This window comes from Patescibacteria group bacterium, assembly GCA_023473585.1.
Classification (GTDB): Bacteria; Patescibacteriota; Microgenomatia; order JAMCYU01; family JAMCYU01; genus JAMCYU01.
This window is the reverse complement of sequence record JAMCYU010000004.1, coordinates 1-16,517: the sequence shown is the minus strand read 5'-3', so window position 1 is coordinate 16,517 and position 16,517 is coordinate 1. Positions and strand designations below refer to the sequence as shown.

Here is a 16,517-nt window from a genome sequence, read left to right as displayed (position 1 = left end):
CTTTAACTTAATTTTACTCTTTTTTTAAAAAATCCTCTCAACGACCCAGTCATAACTCCTAAGTCAGCCGTTATTTGCAAAAGGGGTAAATAAAGAAAAGCCAGCCAATGCTTAACGTAACGGTAATTTTTCTTAATCGACCAGAGAAAATAAGCAAAAATTAAGAAAAGAAAAATTAAATCGAGACGGATTGGTTTTTTGAAAGGAAGAAAATATAAAACCAGAAAAATAAGCCCGAGGAGATAACGCAAGTAAACGGTCAAGACCTTTTTACGCCTTAAACGGGCTTGTGCATCGCCTCTGGCAAAACGATAAATCATGAGGAAAAAGGAAAATAAATTGGTTCTGGGCAGCCAATAAACCAAGGCGTTTTTGGCAAAATGAATTTTTATCCCTTTTTTGACTAATCTTTGGGCAAAAACATAATCTTCGTTATCGGAACATTCTTCGGGGAAACCACCCAGTTTAAGAAAAAGATTTCTTTTAATGGCCATGGACCTTGAAGAAGGTAAAAAACTTTCCGGTTTAAGTTTGTCGGGCATGACCAAAACAAAAGGAACAACGCATTTTTCAAAAATCGTTTTTGTCTTGGCCTTGTAATAACCGGCGACAACTTCGACTTTCGGATTGCCGAAAGGACCGGTGATCTGCTTTAAAAAATTACGGTCAAGCTCACAACCGGCGTCAGTTAGGGCGATAACTTCGCCTGTTGCCTGTCTTACGGCCTCATTGCGGCCGACCGCCCGATTCCCTTTTTTAACGATAATTAAAACCTTAATCCCCTGTTTAGCTAATTTCCAATTCCTCTTTTCCAATATCTGTAACGTTCTGTCTTTTGATCCGCCGTCAACAATCACGACCTCTTCCGGCTTTTCGGTTTGTAAAAGCAAAGAATTAAAAAGAAGATCAATCGTCTTCTCCTCATTCAAAACGGTCGTAATAAACGAAATTTTCATGGTAAACCCCAAAGTTTAAGATAAAGATTAGTCATTTTTTCCCAAGTTTGATCTTTAGCCCAATTAAAACCACCTTCAATATTTTTCTTGTCTATCATGGGATTAGACAAAGATTGTTTTATTTTGTCGGCAAGTTTTTCAGAATCTTCTTCACTTATAATCCACCGACTAAAAGGAGTTAATCCTAAATAATCTTTTTCTAAAGGATTATTATAAACAGCAAAAACGGGTTTTTTAGCTGCCATCGCCTCTAAGATAGCTAAATAACTGGAAACAAAGGCAAAATGAGCTTTGGCTAAATATTTTTCCGGGTTAGAGACAAAGCCTAAAATTTTAACTTCAAGTCCGTGTTTTTTAATATAATCCTCTGCTTTTTTTCTGAATGGACCATCAGCACAAATAGTTAAATTGATGGCCACCCCCTTTTGTTTAAGGTATTTTAAAGCTTCAAGATAGGCCATGATCGTTGTCCCTTTATCAAGTCTGCCTATAAAAACAGCCTGATTATTATTAGGTAACGCCAAATCAGAAGAAATGTCTGTTGCTCCGCAAATCAAATAACTGGGTTTTGTTCCATACCATTTGGGAATATAATTACCAATGCAGATATTTCCCTTGGCTATTTTTTCGGAGATTTTTCTTATGAAAATTGCCTTCTTTGAGATTGGATACTGTTCATATCCATGAAAGGTAACGAAAAATCGTTTTCTGGGATATAAAAAACGGCAAAGGAAATACCAAAAGGCAACGTCATGAGCGTGAACGATATCGGCTTCTTCGATTAGTCTTCTGTTTTTAAAAAGCCAAACCCAAATCTGAAATTTCTTAAGTTTTTCATTTCTAGAAATCGGGATATGGTAGATTTTTAATCCATCTTTACTAGCAATTTTTTCATCTCTTCCTTCTGCAATAATACTGACGCTATATCCTTTTTCTTCTAATCGCTTGCCTACTTCGCGCACATGTTTCTCTACCCCACCGATATGCGGATAAAAAAGTCTCGTTAAAAACAAAATCTTTTTCATGAATTTTTTTTAAAGAAGCCACAATCAATTATAAAATTTGCGAAAGCATAAAACAAACAACCTACCGAAATTTCTTTCAATGGGTTATTTGAATAATCAGACTAAAGAGTAGTCCAGTGGTCATTTAGACCGAATCCTGGTGTCCCAATTTTACTAAATAGTCCGTTATGACCTGCCGACGGATCATTCAATACCTCTTGAATTATGGTGTATTGACCCCAAAGCGGACTTCCTGGTCCTGTCCATACAATCTTTACAAAGTCTGTATAGTTTTGAGGGTTTCCCTCTGCATCGGTGTAATCTCCTACAACATGGTTTGTCAACCATCCCATGCTTATTCCCCTAACTACTCCATCAACTAATCCTCGATCTAGCTTATGGTCTCCATCACAATCGACATTAGCTAGCCAAGCATCGCTCCACTTCATCATTAACTTGTCGTCTACATAGTCACCAGTGTCTCCCCAGTAAGTTCCGTCTATCTTCCTGTCTGAACTATCATAGGTCCCATTAAACATGTGTGCTTGATAGTTATAGCCATATTTATCATAACCAGAAACAACAGGATTGCCTGCACTGTCAGTTATTGTTCCGTCTTTGATGGTTGCGCAACTTTCTTTGGCATAAACTGATCCCGCAGCAAACACTGTCAAGAGAACAAAAGAAGTTATAATTGTTAGAATCTTTTTCATTTTTCACCCCCTCTCTTTTTAAAAATTTCCATTAAAAATCCGCCCACTGGCGGATCTTTAATTTGTTTTTTCGTGAAATACTAATTTTTTCCCAATAGTTTTTCACAAGACCAACATTAACATAATTTTCTATAGGGTGTCAAGAACCATAAAGTATAAACTAACTAAAAAGGGCTCAGGCTTCGGCCTTGTGGATTTTGATCCGGAGAATCCCAAGGAAGATTCCTGATACCATGATTTAAATCATGGTATCAAAACAAGGTGAATTAATGAGATAATTTATTTCGTTTTTTGTCTTGGGGTCCAATGAAGGGTTTCTACAATATCTTGCGGTAAACTGAAAAAGTCAACATTTTCCTTGGGCGGCAAATCCAGAAGGCGAAGAGCATCTTCAAGAAGACCCTTTATTTGTCTTGCAAAGTGATCTGGTACGGTACCCGGTGGAACTATCTTCATTCTTTCAGCTTCTTCTTGTTGTTTAAGTATATTTTCAGCAACTGTATCAAAAGAAATTAAACTCTCGGAAAATCTAAGCCTCTCTATCAATTCCTGGCCGCACGCCAGCAAATTCCCATTCTCTGTAACTAAAACATAGTAATCGGTTCCCCTTTCATGGGCAAAAAGAGCATATTTTACCTGACGAGGAGCAGTTTCGTTTTCAAGATCAGTCACGCCAAATCTTATACCATAAAAACAGCAGGACATCAACTCTCCCGATACTATGATTTAAATCATGATATCAAAGGTGGAGGAAAAACATTCTGTAAGTATAAGAATTTCGAAGAAGAGTGGCTTTAAAATTTAGTTGGGAAGGTTTTTATAAACCGAATCTATATTGATTTCCTCGTTTGTTGCAGTGTTGCTACTGATTTGATTCCTACTTGTATCCTCTCCTCAACTATTTTATTGATCTCTGATTGTCCTTTGCCTTGCCTATAGGCTTCATCAATGGCTCTTTTTGTCGGATAAGCTACCTGCCAAAATGGTCCCCAATCTTTCTGACCTCGGAAGCGAACCACAACCAAAAGAGGATTTGTTAAAGGTTGCCCATAAGGAGTAATTTGTTCTCTTGTTTCTCTTACGCTGTATTTTCCCAACCCTTCTTCCGTCAGCCTTTGGGCAATTTGCCCATAAGCCGGCATATATATTCTTAAAATAACATTATTTTCTCTAAGACTTTGGCGACTAGGAAGGGCTTCTCCAGTTCCTGGTTTTCTGGGAGATAGAGGAAAACCTGGCAATACAGGTTTTCGTCTTTGTCCGGATTGTCCAGTTTCTGTTTCGTGTCTTATGTTCATAATTGTTTTTATAAATCGGTTAATTAAAAAGTCTTGTGTTTGGGTTGTATTATAGCACTAAATCATTGTTTGTCAAAAATATTCCTTCTCCTGATACTATGATTTAAATCATGGTATCAAAATTAAAAAATTCCCCTTGACTATTAATCATAATGGACTACAATCATCTAATTCTGTCCGGAAAGGAAAAAATGTCTAATCATGAAAAAAGGCCGGGAGTAAAGCCGCCCAGCAAGCCTTTAAAAGAAACAGTTTTTGTTCAAAAGCAAAATGGCCGTAAGATCCATCCGGAGACAAGAAAATAAATTAGTGGGTGGTAATGGATTCGAACCATTGACTTCTACGATGTGAACGTAGCGCTCTACCGCTGAGCTAACCACCCAGAAAAACTTCCTCAATAAACTCTTGCAGAATAACTTATCCTTTATTATACTATAAATTATGGAGCTTATAAAAAAATTCACGACCTTCTTTTTTGATTTAATCGAGATTTTCGTCGTCGCCATGGCGATTTTCGTCGTCGGCTACCTTTTCTTTTTTCAACCGCACCAGGTCAAGGGAAGCTCGATGGAACCCAATTTTCACGACGCCGAATATATTTTAACCGATAAAATCTCTTATCGTTTCAGTCCCCCAAAACGGGGCGATATTGTTATCTTTCGGGCGCCTAAAAATCGTGAATTAGATTACATTAAAAGAATTATCGGCTTACCCAAAGATAAGATCAGAATTACTAACGGCAAAGTTTTTATAAACGGCCAACAACTTAAAGAAGATTATCTTCAAGGAAGGATCACTTCTCCCGGCTCCTTTTTACCGGAAGGTAAAGAATATACGGTCGGCGAAAACGAATATTTTTGCTTAGGCGATAACCGCCCTTACAGTTCCGACTCTCGGGACTGGGGAACCGTGGTTCGGGAAGACATTATCGGCAAAGCCTGGCTCAAATATTGGCCTCCACCGAATTTAGGAATTTTGGCCAACGTTAAGTATTAAGAAGTTAATTTCCGGTGAATATCCCGAAGAAGCTCCGTTGTTTTAACTCTGTTTTCGGTGATCACAATAACCAACCGGGCACTGGTGCTTGATTGCGTAATTTTCACTTTGGTTTTTCCGTCAATTTTGGCGGTAATGTCCTGTTCCATTTTTTCTAATTCATCGCTGTAAATCTTGGCCGTCACTCCCCGTGGACCTTGAGAATTTTGGGCCTTCATTTTTCGAGCCAATTCTTCGGCTCTTCGAACCGAAGCGTTTTCCGACAATAAAATCTTGTAAGCCTCAACCATTAATTTCGTCTCGCCCAAACCGGAGATCGCTCGCGCGTGTCCTTCGGTCGTTGCTCCGGAAATTAAACCATCCTTAATCGCGTCGGGCAAATTCAGAAGTCTCATCGTGTTGGAAACATAGGATTCGCTCTTCCCGATTCTCTTGGCGACTTCCGAAACCGGCAAGCCGAATTCATCAATTAACCTTTGAAAGGCTTGACCTCGGTCAATCGGATTTAAGTCTTCTCGTTGCACGTTTTCAACCAAAGCCATCTCGAGCATCCCTTTGCTGGTCGTTTCTTTAATAACCACGGGGACTTTTTTTAAACCGGCTAATTTCGAGGCCCGCCAGCGTCTTTCACCGGCAATAATCTGATAACCGGCTGGGGTTTTAGCCACGATTATGGGTTCCAAAACGCCGTGCTCTTTAATCGAACTGCTTAATTCTTCCAAAGATTCTTGCGTAAAAACAGCGCGCGCCTGAAGAGGATTTGGTTCCAAAAGATTAATTTCCAGTTCGGTAGTCGGTTCGTCGGCCATAAATTACTTCTCTTTCTTTAAACTACGGAAATAAACTTGTCTTCGTTTTTTTGTGTAAATTTAACCGTGCCTTCTTTGACGGCAAAAATAGTATGATCTTTACCCATGTCAACGCCTTCTCCCGGATGAAATCTGGTGCCTCTTTGTCTCACGATGATGTTTCCGGAAATGACTTTTTCGCCGGCATAAACCTTAACGCCCAAACGTTTGGCGATTGAATCACGATTACCTTTAGTTGTGCCGCCTGATTTAATGTGAGCCATGTTTTTTTAAGATATAAATATTTCTAATAACTCTAGCCTGTGGCCGACTATACGGATACGGTCCGGCGAAAAGAGTATAGCCCAAGGTTTCACAGATGTCAATGGGTTTTTTCACGAAAATTTGCTGGTTGCCGACTTTAAAAGAAGGCAAAGCGATGACGATTTTGCCATCATTTGTCAAAAGGGACAGCCACTCGCGGAAACAACCAAGATAAAGTTTTTCTAAACCCAAAATGATATTTTTTAGGTTTTGAGTTTCCCCCTCCATCGGTCCCAAATAAGGCTCGGTAACAATAAGGTCAATTGACTCTTTCGGTATTTTTTGAGTTAATTGGGTCGCTTCCAGTTGAAAAAGCTGATCGTTTGGATTTTGAAGTTTAAAATTATTTTTTAAAAAATCGAGGTTTTTTCTTGTTTTTTCCAAAGCTTCTCGACTTTGATCGCTGCCTAAAACTTTAAAGCCCAAAAACATGGCTTCTTGTAAAATCGTCCCTACCCCGCAAAAGGGATCAAGAAGGGATAATTCCGAATTCGGAACGTGAAATTCCGAGCCGCCCAGATTAATCATCATCCGGGCCACCTTAAGAGGCAACATGCCGTGGCCGGGATCAACGGCGGGCCGGCCGAAATCCCTCTTCCCCCAATCTTCAAAATCCGTAATCGCCAAAGTTTGGGCCAAAACAAAATTTTCGCCCTCCCCAACCACAAGAATTTCTCTGGCTTTTTGTTTCTTCAGAACCACCGAAGAAAGAGTTGTCCCCTCGGTAGGCAAAAGATATCTAGCTATTAAATTTAATTCTTCCAATCCTTCCTTAACGCTTTTGTTCCATTGTTTTAAAACATGAAAGCTGACAGTCTGATAGCCGCTTAAACCAAAAATAATTTTCCTTTCTTCCGTTTCTTGAAAATGAGAGATTATTTTGTCAATCAAAGAGTTCTCGTTAGAATTTTCAATTTTACCGAAGACTTCGGCAATTTTAACCGTTCCCCCAAGTATCCCCATAAGTACCCCTAAATCAAGAGGTGTGGTGGTGGAAAGATGAAAAATGTCCGAAGACGAGAAAATCGTCTGGTAGGAGATTTTCTTTCTGGCGAGAACACTGACCAACTCCCAACGACAAAGATCGCCGGTTCTCCCAAGAACAAAAATGTATTCAGCCATTCTTTTTGCTGGATTTTTTCCGTGGTCGGTCGCTGGTCTTTTGCGCTTTTGAAGTCTCGATCTTTTCGATTTGAACTTTGGTTAATTGAGCACGAAAACCTTTGACTTTTCGGTATCTGACTTTTGATTTAAAGCGGGCCACCCGAATTTTTTCTCCCTGAACCTGATCGATAATTTTCGCCGTCACTTTCGCTTCCGGAACCATTGGTTGACCAATTTCGACTTTGTCGCCGTCCGCAACGAGCAAAACGTCGCTAAAATCAATTTTTTGATCTTTCTTACCTTCAATTTTATCAATTTCTAAGATTTCGCCTTCAGAAACCTTATATTGTTTGCCGCCGGTTTTGATAACTGCATACATAAGATAAGCTTTGACTCCTTTTTAGGATAGCTCATTATATCGAAGAGAGGGTAAAATATCAAGAGCGCGATTTTTCCTGATGCTTTTGGAAACATTAGCGACAATCCCCAAAGTTATCATCATGGAAAGAACCGAACTGCCCCCATAAGATAAAAGCGGGAGTGTAATCCCGGTAATCGGAATAATCCCTAGATTCATGCCGATATTGATAAAAACCTGCAGGGCAATCTGGGAAAAAATACCGACCAAAAGCAGGGAGGCGAAAGGATCATGAATCTGCCTGGCAATTTGTAAAATTCTGAAAAGTAAAACAGCGTAAGCTAAAATCACCAAGAACCCGCCGATAAAGCCTAACTCCTCAACCAGAGAGGCAAAAATAAAATCAGTGTGGTATTCCGGTAAAAATAAAAGATGTGATTGTGTTCCCTGACCCAATCCCCGGCCGAAAAATTGACCGCTGCCTACGGCAATCATCGCCTGAATACTGTTGTACCCTGCCCCGCCGGGATCCAAAAACGGATTTAAAAAATGCACAATCCTGGCTTTCTGATAATCTCTTAAGATAAACCAACCAAAAGGCAGAAAGAAAAAAAAGGTAAAAAGCCCCAATAAGCCTAAATGAAAGGGAAGACCGGCCGAGTAGACAATCCCCAGCCAAACTCCCGACAAGATAATCGCATTCCCCAAATCGGGTTGGCGAAAAATAAAAAAAAGCGGGGGCACTAAAAATAATAAACCCCAAAAAATGGTTTTTAGATCGCGCGGTTCGTTCTCGGCAAAAAAATTAGCGATCACAACCGCCATTAAAGGTTTAATCATTTCCGAAGGCTGCCAACGAAAACCAAAAAGATCAATCCAACGGGTCGCTCCCCGAACTTGCGGCCCCAAAAAGGTTATCAGCAACAAAAACAGGGATAAAAGATAAAGAAGATTAGAAAGGCTCTTATAGAGCTGCCAATCAATTTGCGAAAAAAGGAAAAAAAAGAAAAGCCCGACAACGAAAAAAACCAATTGCGAAAGAAAAAGATTCTCTCCCGGAGAGGCTAAAAGACTTAAGGAAAAACCTCCCAAAAAAATGATCGGCAGAAAAATTAACCAGTCGAGATTTTTAAAAATTCTGAGCATACGATTTTTTTCGCTAAAGTTTGCTCTTTAATATAAGCTTCGTATTCTTTCGGCCATGACGGAGCATAAATGGTGATTTCTTCATCAATCCGGCAATTTTTTTCCTTTCTTAATTCCTGAATTTGGCGGATAAAATCCCTGGCTTCTCCTTCGGCCTTAAGTTCCGGGGTTATTTCTGAATCTAACTCGACTCTTAATTCCCCCTTGCCGACCTTGATGACAATCTCTTTAACGTTCAATTCGTCCCTGATAAGTTGCTGTAAATCACCGGCGATCGGCAATTCGGCATCTACGACTTGGCATTGGCCAAGCGGCTGTCTCACTTTAATCCCCAGCTTTTTTCTTTCGGCGTGTCCCAATTCACAAATCTTCCGGACCAAGTCCATATTAGAAATCAATGGGGCTTGCCCTTCCGAAGCTTGAGCGAAGGAGGGCCAGTCTTTTAAATGAACCGACTCCTCCCCGGTTAAATTCTTATAGATCTCTTCAGCTAAAAAGGGCGTCAGAGGAGCCATTAATTTGGCTAAAGTCACCAAGACTTCATAAAGAGTTTCGTAAAAAGCCCTTTTATCGTCTTTTTCATGAGCCGCAGGGCCGACTCTGTCCCTTGAACGCCTTAAATACCAGGTCGAAAGGTTAGCGACAAAAATTTCAATTTCGTGAACCGCCGAAACAGTGTTGTATGATTCCAAATCCTTGGTTAGATTACTGATTAAACTATTAAGAAGACGAAGAATCCACTGGTCTAAAACATTATCAGCTTTTACGGAAAATTTTGTTTTTACAGGAAACCACTTGTCAAGATTGGCATAACTTATAAAAAAGCTGTAAACATTCCATAAAATCAGCATTAAACCCCGGACTTGATCCCGATATTCTTCCGCGGAAATTCTGATATCCTCGCCTTTCATAACCGGACTGCCCATAAGATACAAACGCAGGGCGTCTGCCCCGAAATTCGTCAGCATTTCTTTAGGGTCAGGATAATTACCGTAGTTTTTACTCATTTTCCGGCCGTCGGTCCCTAAAATAACGCCGGTGACAACGACATTTTTAAAGGCCACAGAATCAAAAAGAGCCGTGGCGATGACATGGAGAACGTAAAACCAGGCTCTTATTTGACCGGTATATTCAACAATAAAATCCGGCGGGAAAAAATCCTCCAGTTTAATCTCTTTGTTAAAAGGATAATGACGCTCGGCAAAAGAGGCTGACCCGGCTTCAATCCAGCTGTCCAAAACCTCGGGCACGCGCTTGGCTTTTTGACCGCATTTTTGACAGGGAACGGTAACTTCGTCAATTAAGGGTTTATGAAGGTCTTTGATTTTAACGCCCGAAGCTTTTTCCAGTTCGGCAATCGAACCGGGAACAAAACGCTCCCCGCAAACGCATTCCCAGACAGGCACCGGCGAACCCCAATAACGGCTCCGGGAAATACACCAGTCAGGAGCCATTTCTAAACTCTTAAGATAACGGCCGTACTTAAAATGCTTCGGAAACCAGTTAACCGACTCATTGGTTTTTTTCATCCTGCCTTTAAGTTTCGCGATGTTGACATACCAGGCGTTTTGGGGAACATAAAGAAGACGCGTGTGACAGCGCCAACACGTTGGGATACTATGAGTATAATGGTCAACGCGATAGATAAGATTTCGGGATTTTAGATCTTCAACGACCAAAGGATCAACGTCCAAGTAGTACCTCCCGGCCCATTTCGGCACCTCTTTTTTCACGATCCCTTCCTCGTCAACATGCAGAACAATTTGGACGTTCTCCTTAAGCATAAGGCTTAAGTCTTCCTCGCCGTAAGCGGCAATCGTCACAATGCCCGTCCCCTCATTCGCCGTCACAAAATCCCCGCCCAAAACCAGAAAAGCTTTTTTGTCTTTTTTGATGGGATAAAAATCGTAATGCGGCACAAATTTTTGCTCAAGAAGCTTGGTGCCCTCAAACTCTTCAAGAATTTCGTAGGTCTCATCCTTCAAAATCGCCATTGTCTCTTTGGCCAGAATATATTTTTCCTGACCCTGTTTAACCTTAACGTATTTAAGTTTTGGGTTAACGGCCAAAGCCATGGTCGCAATTTTATTCCAGGGTGTCGTTGACCAGGCTAAAAAATAGGTGTCTTTTTGATCTTGCAACTCGTATTTGAAAACCGCGGTTGGTTCAGTAAGGTCTTTGTAATTATCGGCATCCATGGCGACTTCAAAATTGGAAATCGGCGTCACGCAATGAGGACAATATAAAGAAATGCGCAAGCCCTTATAGACATAACCCTTCTTATACATTTGCTGAAAAACCCACATCACCGTTTCCATGTATGACAAATCCATGGTCTTATAGGCATGACGAAAATCAACCCAGCGGCCGATATGGTCAACGTACCATTCCCAATCATGAGAAACATTTTGAACATAACTTTTGCACTCGTCAATGAATTTTTTGACCCCGACTTTTTCTTCAATGTCCCGTTTTCTTTTAATCTTTAATTTCTCTTCGACTTTATTTTCCGCCGGCAAACCGTGACAATCCCAGCCCCAAACCCTTCTTACCCGATAGCCTTTCATCGTCCAATAACGGGGGAAAACATCTTTGGGGATACTGGAAAGTAAACTGCCGTAGTGGGGCAAGCCGGTAATAAAAGGCGGACCGTCCAAAAAAGTCCAGGTTTTGTTTTCCGGCCGAAGCTTTATGGATTTTTCAAAAATTTGGTTTTCCTGCCAAAACTCAAGAATTTCTTCCTCAAGCTTGGGGAAATTAACTTTTGACGAAACACTTTTAAACATGATCTTCCCTTATTGTACAAAAAATCGTCCTCTAGTTAAAGGACGATTCATAAAGTTGCGGTTTTTCAAGCCGCAGCTTCTAGTACTTAATGATAAAATTTTCGATTAAAGCTTTGATTTTGGCCAACAATTTTTTCATGAATAAGTCATTCTATCACAAATGAAGAAAATGTTATAATCTCCAAAGATGAAAATAAAATCAGCCGTTTTTGTCAAGGGCATTAGCGGGACCGACGAAATCTTATATGATGGGAAATTCCAGGTCGCTTTAATGGGAAGATCAAATACCGGCAAATCCACTCTCATTAATTCACTGGTGATGCGAAAAAATCTGGCCCGTTCAAGCTCGTCTCCGGGCAAAACCATCAGGATGGATTTTTTCCTGATCAACGGCTCTTTTTACTTTGTCGATTTTCCCGGCTACGGCTATGCCAAACACTCCCAAGATCGAAGGGAAAAACTGGCGAAAATGATCCTGTGGTATCTCATGTATTCGGGGGTAAAAAAGAGGCTTGTCGTTCTTGTTATTGACGCCAAAGTCGGAATGACCCCTTACGATTTAGATATGGTCAAAACCTTCCGGGAATACAAGATCGATCATCTGATTGTGGCCAATAAAGTGGATAAATTAAAGATTGGTCAAAAACAAAAACAGTTGGCGAAAATACGAAGTGACTGTCAAAATTCCGAAGTCATCCCGTATTCCTCAAAAGAAAGAAACCAAAACGATGAATTAATAAAAAGAATTTCCTCCTCTAAGGAATTATCTTCTCCTTCTGACATGATATAATTTGTTTACCAATTTATGAATTTTTTAAAAGCAAATTCCTTAAAAATTCTTTTTTTCTTCGTCTTAATAATAAGCTTTATTTACGCCTCTTGGTATGTTTCTCACGGTGATATCAGTTTTCAGGCAGACAGTGCCAGGGATTTTAATTTGCTTCGTGAAATTGATGAAAAAAAATTCGTTTTAATCGGGCCCCGAGCCAGCGGTAATCTTTTCCACGGTCCGTTATGGCTTTATATGAATTACCCGGCTTTCGCACTGGGGCAGGGAAACCCGATCACTGTCGGTTGGAACTGGGTTTTGTTATGGGCTATTTTTACCTTAATTTGCTTTTTGGTGGCCGATGATTTGTTTGGACAAAAAGTCGCCTTAGTGTTTACTTCATGGGCTACCCTGTATTTTGCTTCCTATACTAAATTTATGATCAATCCCCATGGAGCCATGGTTCTTGTTCCTCTTTATCTTTATTTTTTTGTTAAATACTTAAAGACTTTGAAAGTAAAATTCCTGATCTTTTTTTTATTGACGATCGGCGCCATAACCAATATCGAAATTGCGATTGGGACTCCAATTGTTATTCTTTCGTTCCCGATAATCCTTATGACCGTTATTAAGAAGAAAAAGCTGAATCATCTTTTGGCTTATGCCGTCATCCCTTTAATGCTTTCGAATTTTATTATTTTTGATTTGAGACACGATTTCTTAATTTTTCGCCGGATATTGGAATTTATCTCCCCAAAGAGCAATAATCAAATCTTTAATTATTTAGGTTTAATTAATAATCGGATGGATTTTGCTTTTTCTACGGTAAATTTTATAACTACCAATCTGGGTCAGGCTAATTTATTTTTATTCCTTGGCCTTCTGGTTGCTCTTTACTTTCAGATCAAAGCTAATAAAGATAAACTTTTTTATACTTCCGTTCTTTATTTTTATTTTGGCTTTTTCGTCTTAAGTTTTATTGATAAAGGGCCGATCTTATATTTTTACGTTTTTCCCTTGTCGCCTCTTTTATTATTAGCCGCCGCTTCTCTGATCACAACCCGCTATAAATTAATTATCTACGGATTATTTTTATTTATTATGGGCATGAATATAAAAGCCGCCGTCAGTGAAATAAACACCTCCGCTAAGCACTTTGGGGAGAGCATCTACTCCTGGAAATTTTTAGAGCAGATGTCAAAGACAGTCTTTCAGGGGAAAGAAAACGAATTCGGTTATTTCGTCTATGCGCCCGATGCGTTTGCCTACGATGGCAAATACGCCATGTATTATCAAAGCAGGAATTCCCCAAAAAAAGCACACTATTTTAAAAAAATGCCGGTTACTTATGTGGTCGCTCAACCGCCGCCACCGGATCTTCCCTATATGACGGAAAATTGGTGGATTGAAAATCAGGTAAAGATCAAGGTTAAACCGATCTCGATAAAAACTTTTTCCAACGGCTATAAAATATATAAATATAATTTGAAAAAAGAAGAAACCGAAGTTAGTTTCGATCCGGCCATCGACCCAGGGATTACTTTTAGATAGAACCTTATCTTTTAGCTTCAGCCTAAACCAAATAACCCCAAAAGAATTATTTCCTTTTTAAGTCTTTAGAGAAAATTTAACAGGAATTTACCACGAAGTCAAGATAAAGAGGTAATAAACAAAAAACCTGGGGAAGGGTAGGTAAGTTTATCAAGAACCCTGGCTATTTTTATGTATTATAGAAATGAGGTTTTTGTTCTTAACAATCTCAATGTTTTTAAAAGTATCGTCTGCTCTGATAAATTTGCGCTGAATCATTTCGTAAACTGTGAGTTTGTCAATTGAGGGGTCGTTTTCCATCTTTGTTTCTATGTTTATTGCTAATGACGGCCAAATTAATGAACCATACGAGGTATATTCGCCGTGTTCATCAGTTTCGCCGAATGAATCACAAATGACGCCGCAAACTCCTCCGGTTGAGCCGTTGAAGATTGGACCACCGCTCATCCCACCTTCAAATCTTGCATCAGTTTGAAAACATGGAAAATTCATATGAAAATTATCCCTTTGAGGAATAAATGATTCTTTAACAAAACCTTGCGTGAAAGCGGTTTCTTGAGAATAACTGACAACTTTCCTTCCCTTTATTATTTCACCTGTGAAAAAGGATTGTTCTTTATAATAACCGAAACCTAATACATGTTCACCAATCTTCGGTATCCCAGGACTAAGGGATAAACTTGAGTGAAATTTAAAAGGTTGTCCATCAACAATTGCTGGTCTAAGCCAACAATAAGCAATATCCAATTCGTTTTTATACCATGCTCTGTCTATTGGCCAATTACCACCGATAAAATTCCCTGGATAGTCTTTATTTTTGGCATTAGTGACATATAACGCATAAGGCTCTACGTTTTTATAAAGCCTTCCACTTCCGTCTCTTCTTTTAAACCTTTTTTCAAAAACCTCATCTATAACATGTTTTGCTGTTATCATAAATCCGTCTTGAGAAATAATAAATCCTGTTCCCAACGGAATAATATCTCCTTCGGCAATGGCAAAAATTGGCATAATAATCTGTTGGATTCTATGTCCAAAGATTTTTAATGGAGAAAATTTTTCAGTTACTGTAATGGGTTCTAAACTTCCTTTCATACGATAAAGATTATACTACAAGGTTTTTCGGGTGTTAAAATCTAACAAGAAGTCGCATAACCATTGTTATGTGTCCTCCTTTTAAAGCTACATGAATACGGATAAATATGCCTTGAGGCTAGATTTAAAACTATAGGTCTCAAAAAGGTCAGTCCCCTATCATGCTTTAAAACCTAATACTAAGGCTTGAGTCGGTTTTAGCTATTTAGTTTGTACTTTTTCCTCATCTCTTTTCTGATACTATGATTTAAATCATGAAATCAAAATCAGAGAATAGTTAATTCCCTTCGGAGGTGTAGGGAAAAAGATATTATCGTCCTTGGCGAAGAAATGCAGGAATGTCCCACTCGTCATGTTCCGGGGGGTTTTCATCCGGCGGCGGAGGCGGTGGCGGCGTTGGTCCGCCTTCTGTAACCGAGGGCATCTGTTGTTGAACCGGCGTCGGCGTCACCATTTCTCTTAATCTTTTTTTCGTTTCGTCAAAGCCGGTCGCAATCACGGCAATCTTCACCTGATCAACCATCTGCTCGTCAATCGTGGCTCCGAAAATAATATTGGCGTCGGCGTCAACCGATGAAGCGATCAGCTTGGCGGCTTCATCCACCTCCGTCATCGTCAAATCCGGTCCGCCGGTAATATTGAAAAGCACGCCTTTGGCTCCGTCAATGGAAATTTCCAAAAGCGGCGAAGCCACCGCGGTTCTGGCCGCCATGACCGCCCGATTTTCACCGACCCCGGTCCCGATGCCCATTAGGGCTGAACCGGCATTGGTCATAATGGCCCGAACGTCGGCAAAATCAACATTGATCAATCCCGGCATGGTAATTAAATCGGAAATCCCCTGAACGCCTTGTCCTAAAACGCTGTCGGCAACCTGGAAAGCTTCCAAAAGAGTCATTTTTTTGTCAACGACTTCCATAATCCGCTGATTGGGAATAATGATTAAGGTATCAACCTTTTCTTTAAGATTTAAGGCTCCTTCTTCGGCGATGACCATTCTCCTTGTTCCTTCAAAAACAAAAGGCTTGGTCACGACGGCTACGGTTAAAGCGCCTAAAGATTTTGCCATCTCGGCAATAATAGGCGAAGCGCCTGTCCCGGTTCCGCCGCCCTCGCCGCAGGTTAAAAAAACCATATCGGAATCGTTCAGGATCTCTTTAATTTTTTCCTTGGATTCTTCAGCGGCTTGACGGCCGATCTCGGGATTGCCGCCGCAACCTAAACCCCGAGTCAGATTCTCGCCGATTTGAATTTTCGTTGGGGCCTGGCAGGTCAAAAGAGCCTGGGCGTCACAATTGATACCGATAAAATCAACGCCTCCAATTTGATTAACGGCAATCATGGAGTTAATGGCGTTGCAACCGCCGCCACCGATACCAACGACTTTGATTTTAGCGAAGCGTGAAATCTCCGGTTTTATTAACATATTTAAATTTGAAGTTTTATCTGGGGCAGTAAGATTAAAGACAAGTTACAACAAAGTTACCAAAATGTCAACCTGCTGTGCTGGACCCATAGATAGAGAACGGTTGTTCTCCTTTCTTTGCCTCTGCAATATAACATATTCTTGAGGGGTTAGGTAACCTAGACTTTGATGGAATCTTTTGGTGTTGTACTTGTTGGAAAATA

Annotated in this window: 16 protein-coding genes and 1 tRNA gene; 3 read left to right on the top strand and 14 right to left on the bottom strand. The window is 40.1% G+C overall.

The genetic code is table 11. The features are described from left to right. Nucleotides 1–2 precede the first annotated feature (2 nt). From M1575_01060 to M1575_01035, 6 genes are all read right to left on the bottom strand, one after another. Nucleotides 3–956 carry a glycosyltransferase gene (locus tag M1575_01060; GenBank protein ID MCL5095309.1) on the bottom strand — a complete coding sequence of 318 codons (954 nt, stop codon included), beginning with the start codon at nt 954–956 and terminating at the stop codon, nt 3–5. Then, nucleotides 953–1,981 carry a glycosyltransferase family 4 protein gene (locus M1575_01055; GenBank protein MCL5095308.1) on the bottom strand — a complete coding sequence of 343 codons (1,029 nt, stop codon included), beginning with the start codon at nt 1,979–1,981 and terminating at the stop codon, nt 953–955. Before M1575_01055 ends, M1575_01060 begins: the two co-directional genes overlap by 4 nt. A gap of 101 nt (nt 1,982–2,082) precedes the next feature. Beyond that, complete coding sequence (locus M1575_01050) at nt 2,083–2,673, bottom strand: hypothetical protein (GenBank protein MCL5095307.1); 591 nt, start codon at nt 2,671–2,673, stop codon at nt 2,083–2,085. A gap of 279 nt (nt 2,674–2,952) precedes the next feature. Continuing rightward, the gene (locus tag M1575_01045; GenBank protein ID MCL5095306.1) at nt 2,953–3,345 is read right to left on the bottom strand and encodes a hypothetical protein; all 393 of its coding nucleotides are present in this window, start codon (nt 3,343–3,345) and stop codon (nt 2,953–2,955) included. Between the two features lie 158 nt (nt 3,346–3,503). Beyond that, nucleotides 3,504–3,971 carry a hypothetical protein gene (locus tag M1575_01040; GenBank protein MCL5095305.1) on the bottom strand — a complete coding sequence of 156 codons (468 nt, stop codon included), beginning with the start codon at nt 3,969–3,971 and terminating at the stop codon, nt 3,504–3,506. A 310-nt stretch (nt 3,972–4,281) separates the two neighbouring features. Continuing rightward, nucleotides 4,282–4,353: transfer RNA gene (locus M1575_01035), tRNA-Val, on the bottom strand. A 59-nt stretch (nt 4,354–4,412) separates the two neighbouring features. Between M1575_01035 and lepB the strand changes: the two genes are divergently transcribed. Further along, a complete protein-coding gene (gene lepB, locus M1575_01030; GenBank protein ID MCL5095304.1) occupies nt 4,413–4,967 on the top strand; it encodes a signal peptidase I in 555 nt (184 codons plus the stop codon). Here the strand turns inward: lepB and M1575_01025 are convergent. From M1575_01025 to ileS, 6 genes are read right to left on the bottom strand one after another with little or no spacing between them, the layout of a single operon-like run. After that, the gene (locus tag M1575_01025) at nt 4,964–5,776 is read right to left on the bottom strand and encodes a ParB/RepB/Spo0J family partition protein (protein ID MCL5095303.1); all 813 of its coding nucleotides are present in this window, start codon (nt 5,774–5,776) and stop codon (nt 4,964–4,966) included. The genes lepB and M1575_01025 overlap by 4 nt on opposite strands. A 17-nt stretch (nt 5,777–5,793) precedes the next feature. After that, the gene (gene rpmA, locus M1575_01020) at nt 5,794–6,039 is read right to left on the bottom strand and encodes a 50S ribosomal protein L27 (GenBank protein ID MCL5095302.1); all 246 of its coding nucleotides are present in this window, start codon (nt 6,037–6,039) and stop codon (nt 5,794–5,796) included. Next, a complete protein-coding gene (locus M1575_01015) occupies nt 6,026–7,201 on the bottom strand; it encodes a methyltransferase domain-containing protein (GenBank protein MCL5095301.1) in 1,176 nt (391 codons plus the stop codon). The genes rpmA and M1575_01015 overlap by 14 nt, the downstream gene beginning before the upstream one ends. Further along, nucleotides 7,194–7,562, bottom strand: a complete 369-nt coding sequence (rplU, locus tag M1575_01010; protein ID MCL5095300.1) for a 50S ribosomal protein L21 — start codon at nt 7,560–7,562, stop codon at nt 7,194–7,196. Before rplU ends, M1575_01015 begins: the two co-directional genes overlap by 8 nt. 21 nt (nt 7,563–7,583) lie before the next feature. Next, entirely contained in the window at nt 7,584–8,687 is a 1,104-nt protein-coding gene (locus M1575_01005) for a rod shape-determining protein RodA (protein ID MCL5095299.1), read from the bottom strand. Then, nucleotides 8,654–11,473 carry an isoleucine--tRNA ligase gene (gene ileS, locus M1575_01000; protein ID MCL5095298.1) on the bottom strand — a complete coding sequence of 940 codons (2,820 nt, stop codon included), beginning with the start codon at nt 11,471–11,473 and terminating at the stop codon, nt 8,654–8,656. Before ileS ends, M1575_01005 begins: the two co-directional genes overlap by 34 nt. Before the next feature lie 187 nt (nt 11,474–11,660). On the opposite strand from ileS, the gene yihA reads away from it, so the two are divergent. Both yihA and M1575_00990 read left to right on the top strand, forming a co-directional pair. Beyond that, nucleotides 11,661–12,263: a ribosome biogenesis GTP-binding protein YihA/YsxC gene (yihA, locus tag M1575_00995; protein ID MCL5095297.1), complete on the top strand. Its 603-nt coding sequence runs from the start codon at nt 11,661–11,663 to the stop codon at nt 12,261–12,263. Nucleotides 12,264–12,278: 15 nt separating this feature from the next. Continuing rightward, nucleotides 12,279–13,793 carry a hypothetical protein gene (locus M1575_00990; GenBank protein ID MCL5095296.1) on the top strand — a complete coding sequence of 505 codons (1,515 nt, stop codon included), beginning with the start codon at nt 12,279–12,281 and terminating at the stop codon, nt 13,791–13,793. Nucleotides 13,794–13,943: 150 nt separating this feature from the next. Here M1575_00990 and M1575_00985 read toward each other — a convergent pair whose 3' ends face one another. Both M1575_00985 and ftsZ read right to left on the bottom strand, forming a co-directional pair. Further along, on the bottom strand, nt 13,944–14,888 hold the full coding sequence (locus M1575_00985) for a serine protease (protein MCL5095295.1): 945 nt from the start codon (nt 14,886–14,888) through the stop codon (nt 13,944–13,946). A 310-nt stretch (nt 14,889–15,198) separates the two neighbouring features. Continuing rightward, nucleotides 15,199–16,314: a cell division protein FtsZ gene (ftsZ, locus tag M1575_00980; protein ID MCL5095294.1), complete on the bottom strand. Its 1,116-nt coding sequence runs from the start codon at nt 16,312–16,314 to the stop codon at nt 15,199–15,201. Between the last annotated feature and the right edge of the window lie 203 nt (nt 16,315–16,517).

Coding starts and splice junctions, on each gene's coding strand:
- M1575_00990 (MCL5095296.1), top strand. CDS start 12,279: ATGAATTTTTTAAAAGCAAATTCCTTAAAAATTCTTTTTTTCTTCGTC.
- M1575_01040 (MCL5095305.1), bottom strand. CDS start 3,971: ATGAACATAAGACACGAAACAGAAACTGGACAATCCGGACAAAGACGA.
- M1575_01050 (MCL5095307.1), bottom strand. CDS start 2,673: ATGAAAAAGATTCTAACAATTATAACTTCTTTTGTTCTCTTGACAGTG.
- M1575_01015 (MCL5095301.1), bottom strand. CDS start 7,201: ATGGCTGAATACATTTTTGTTCTTGGGAGAACCGGCGATCTTTGTCGT.
- M1575_01005 (MCL5095299.1), bottom strand. CDS start 8,687: ATGCTCAGAATTTTTAAAAATCTCGACTGGTTAATTTTTCTGCCGATC.
- ftsZ (MCL5095294.1), bottom strand. CDS start 16,314: ATGTTAATAAAACCGGAGATTTCACGCTTCGCTAAAATCAAAGTCGTT.
- M1575_01055 (MCL5095308.1), bottom strand. CDS start 1,981: ATGAAAAAGATTTTGTTTTTAACGAGACTTTTTTATCCGCATATCGGT.
- yihA (MCL5095297.1), top strand. CDS start 11,661: ATGAAAATAAAATCAGCCGTTTTTGTCAAGGGCATTAGCGGGACCGAC.
- M1575_00985 (MCL5095295.1), bottom strand. CDS start 14,888: ATGAAAGGAAGTTTAGAACCCATTACAGTAACTGAAAAATTTTCTCCA.
- M1575_01025 (MCL5095303.1), bottom strand. CDS start 5,776: ATGGCCGACGAACCGACTACCGAACTGGAAATTAATCTTTTGGAACCA.
- rpmA (MCL5095302.1), bottom strand. CDS start 6,039: ATGGCTCACATTAAATCAGGCGGCACAACTAAAGGTAATCGTGATTCA.
- ileS (MCL5095298.1), bottom strand. CDS start 11,473: ATGTTTAAAAGTGTTTCGTCAAAAGTTAATTTCCCCAAGCTTGAGGAA.
- lepB (MCL5095304.1), top strand. CDS start 4,413: ATGGAGCTTATAAAAAAATTCACGACCTTCTTTTTTGATTTAATCGAG.
- rplU (MCL5095300.1), bottom strand. CDS start 7,562: ATGTATGCAGTTATCAAAACCGGCGGCAAACAATATAAGGTTTCTGAA.
- M1575_01060 (MCL5095309.1), bottom strand. CDS start 956: ATGAAAATTTCGTTTATTACGACCGTTTTGAATGAGGAGAAGACGATT.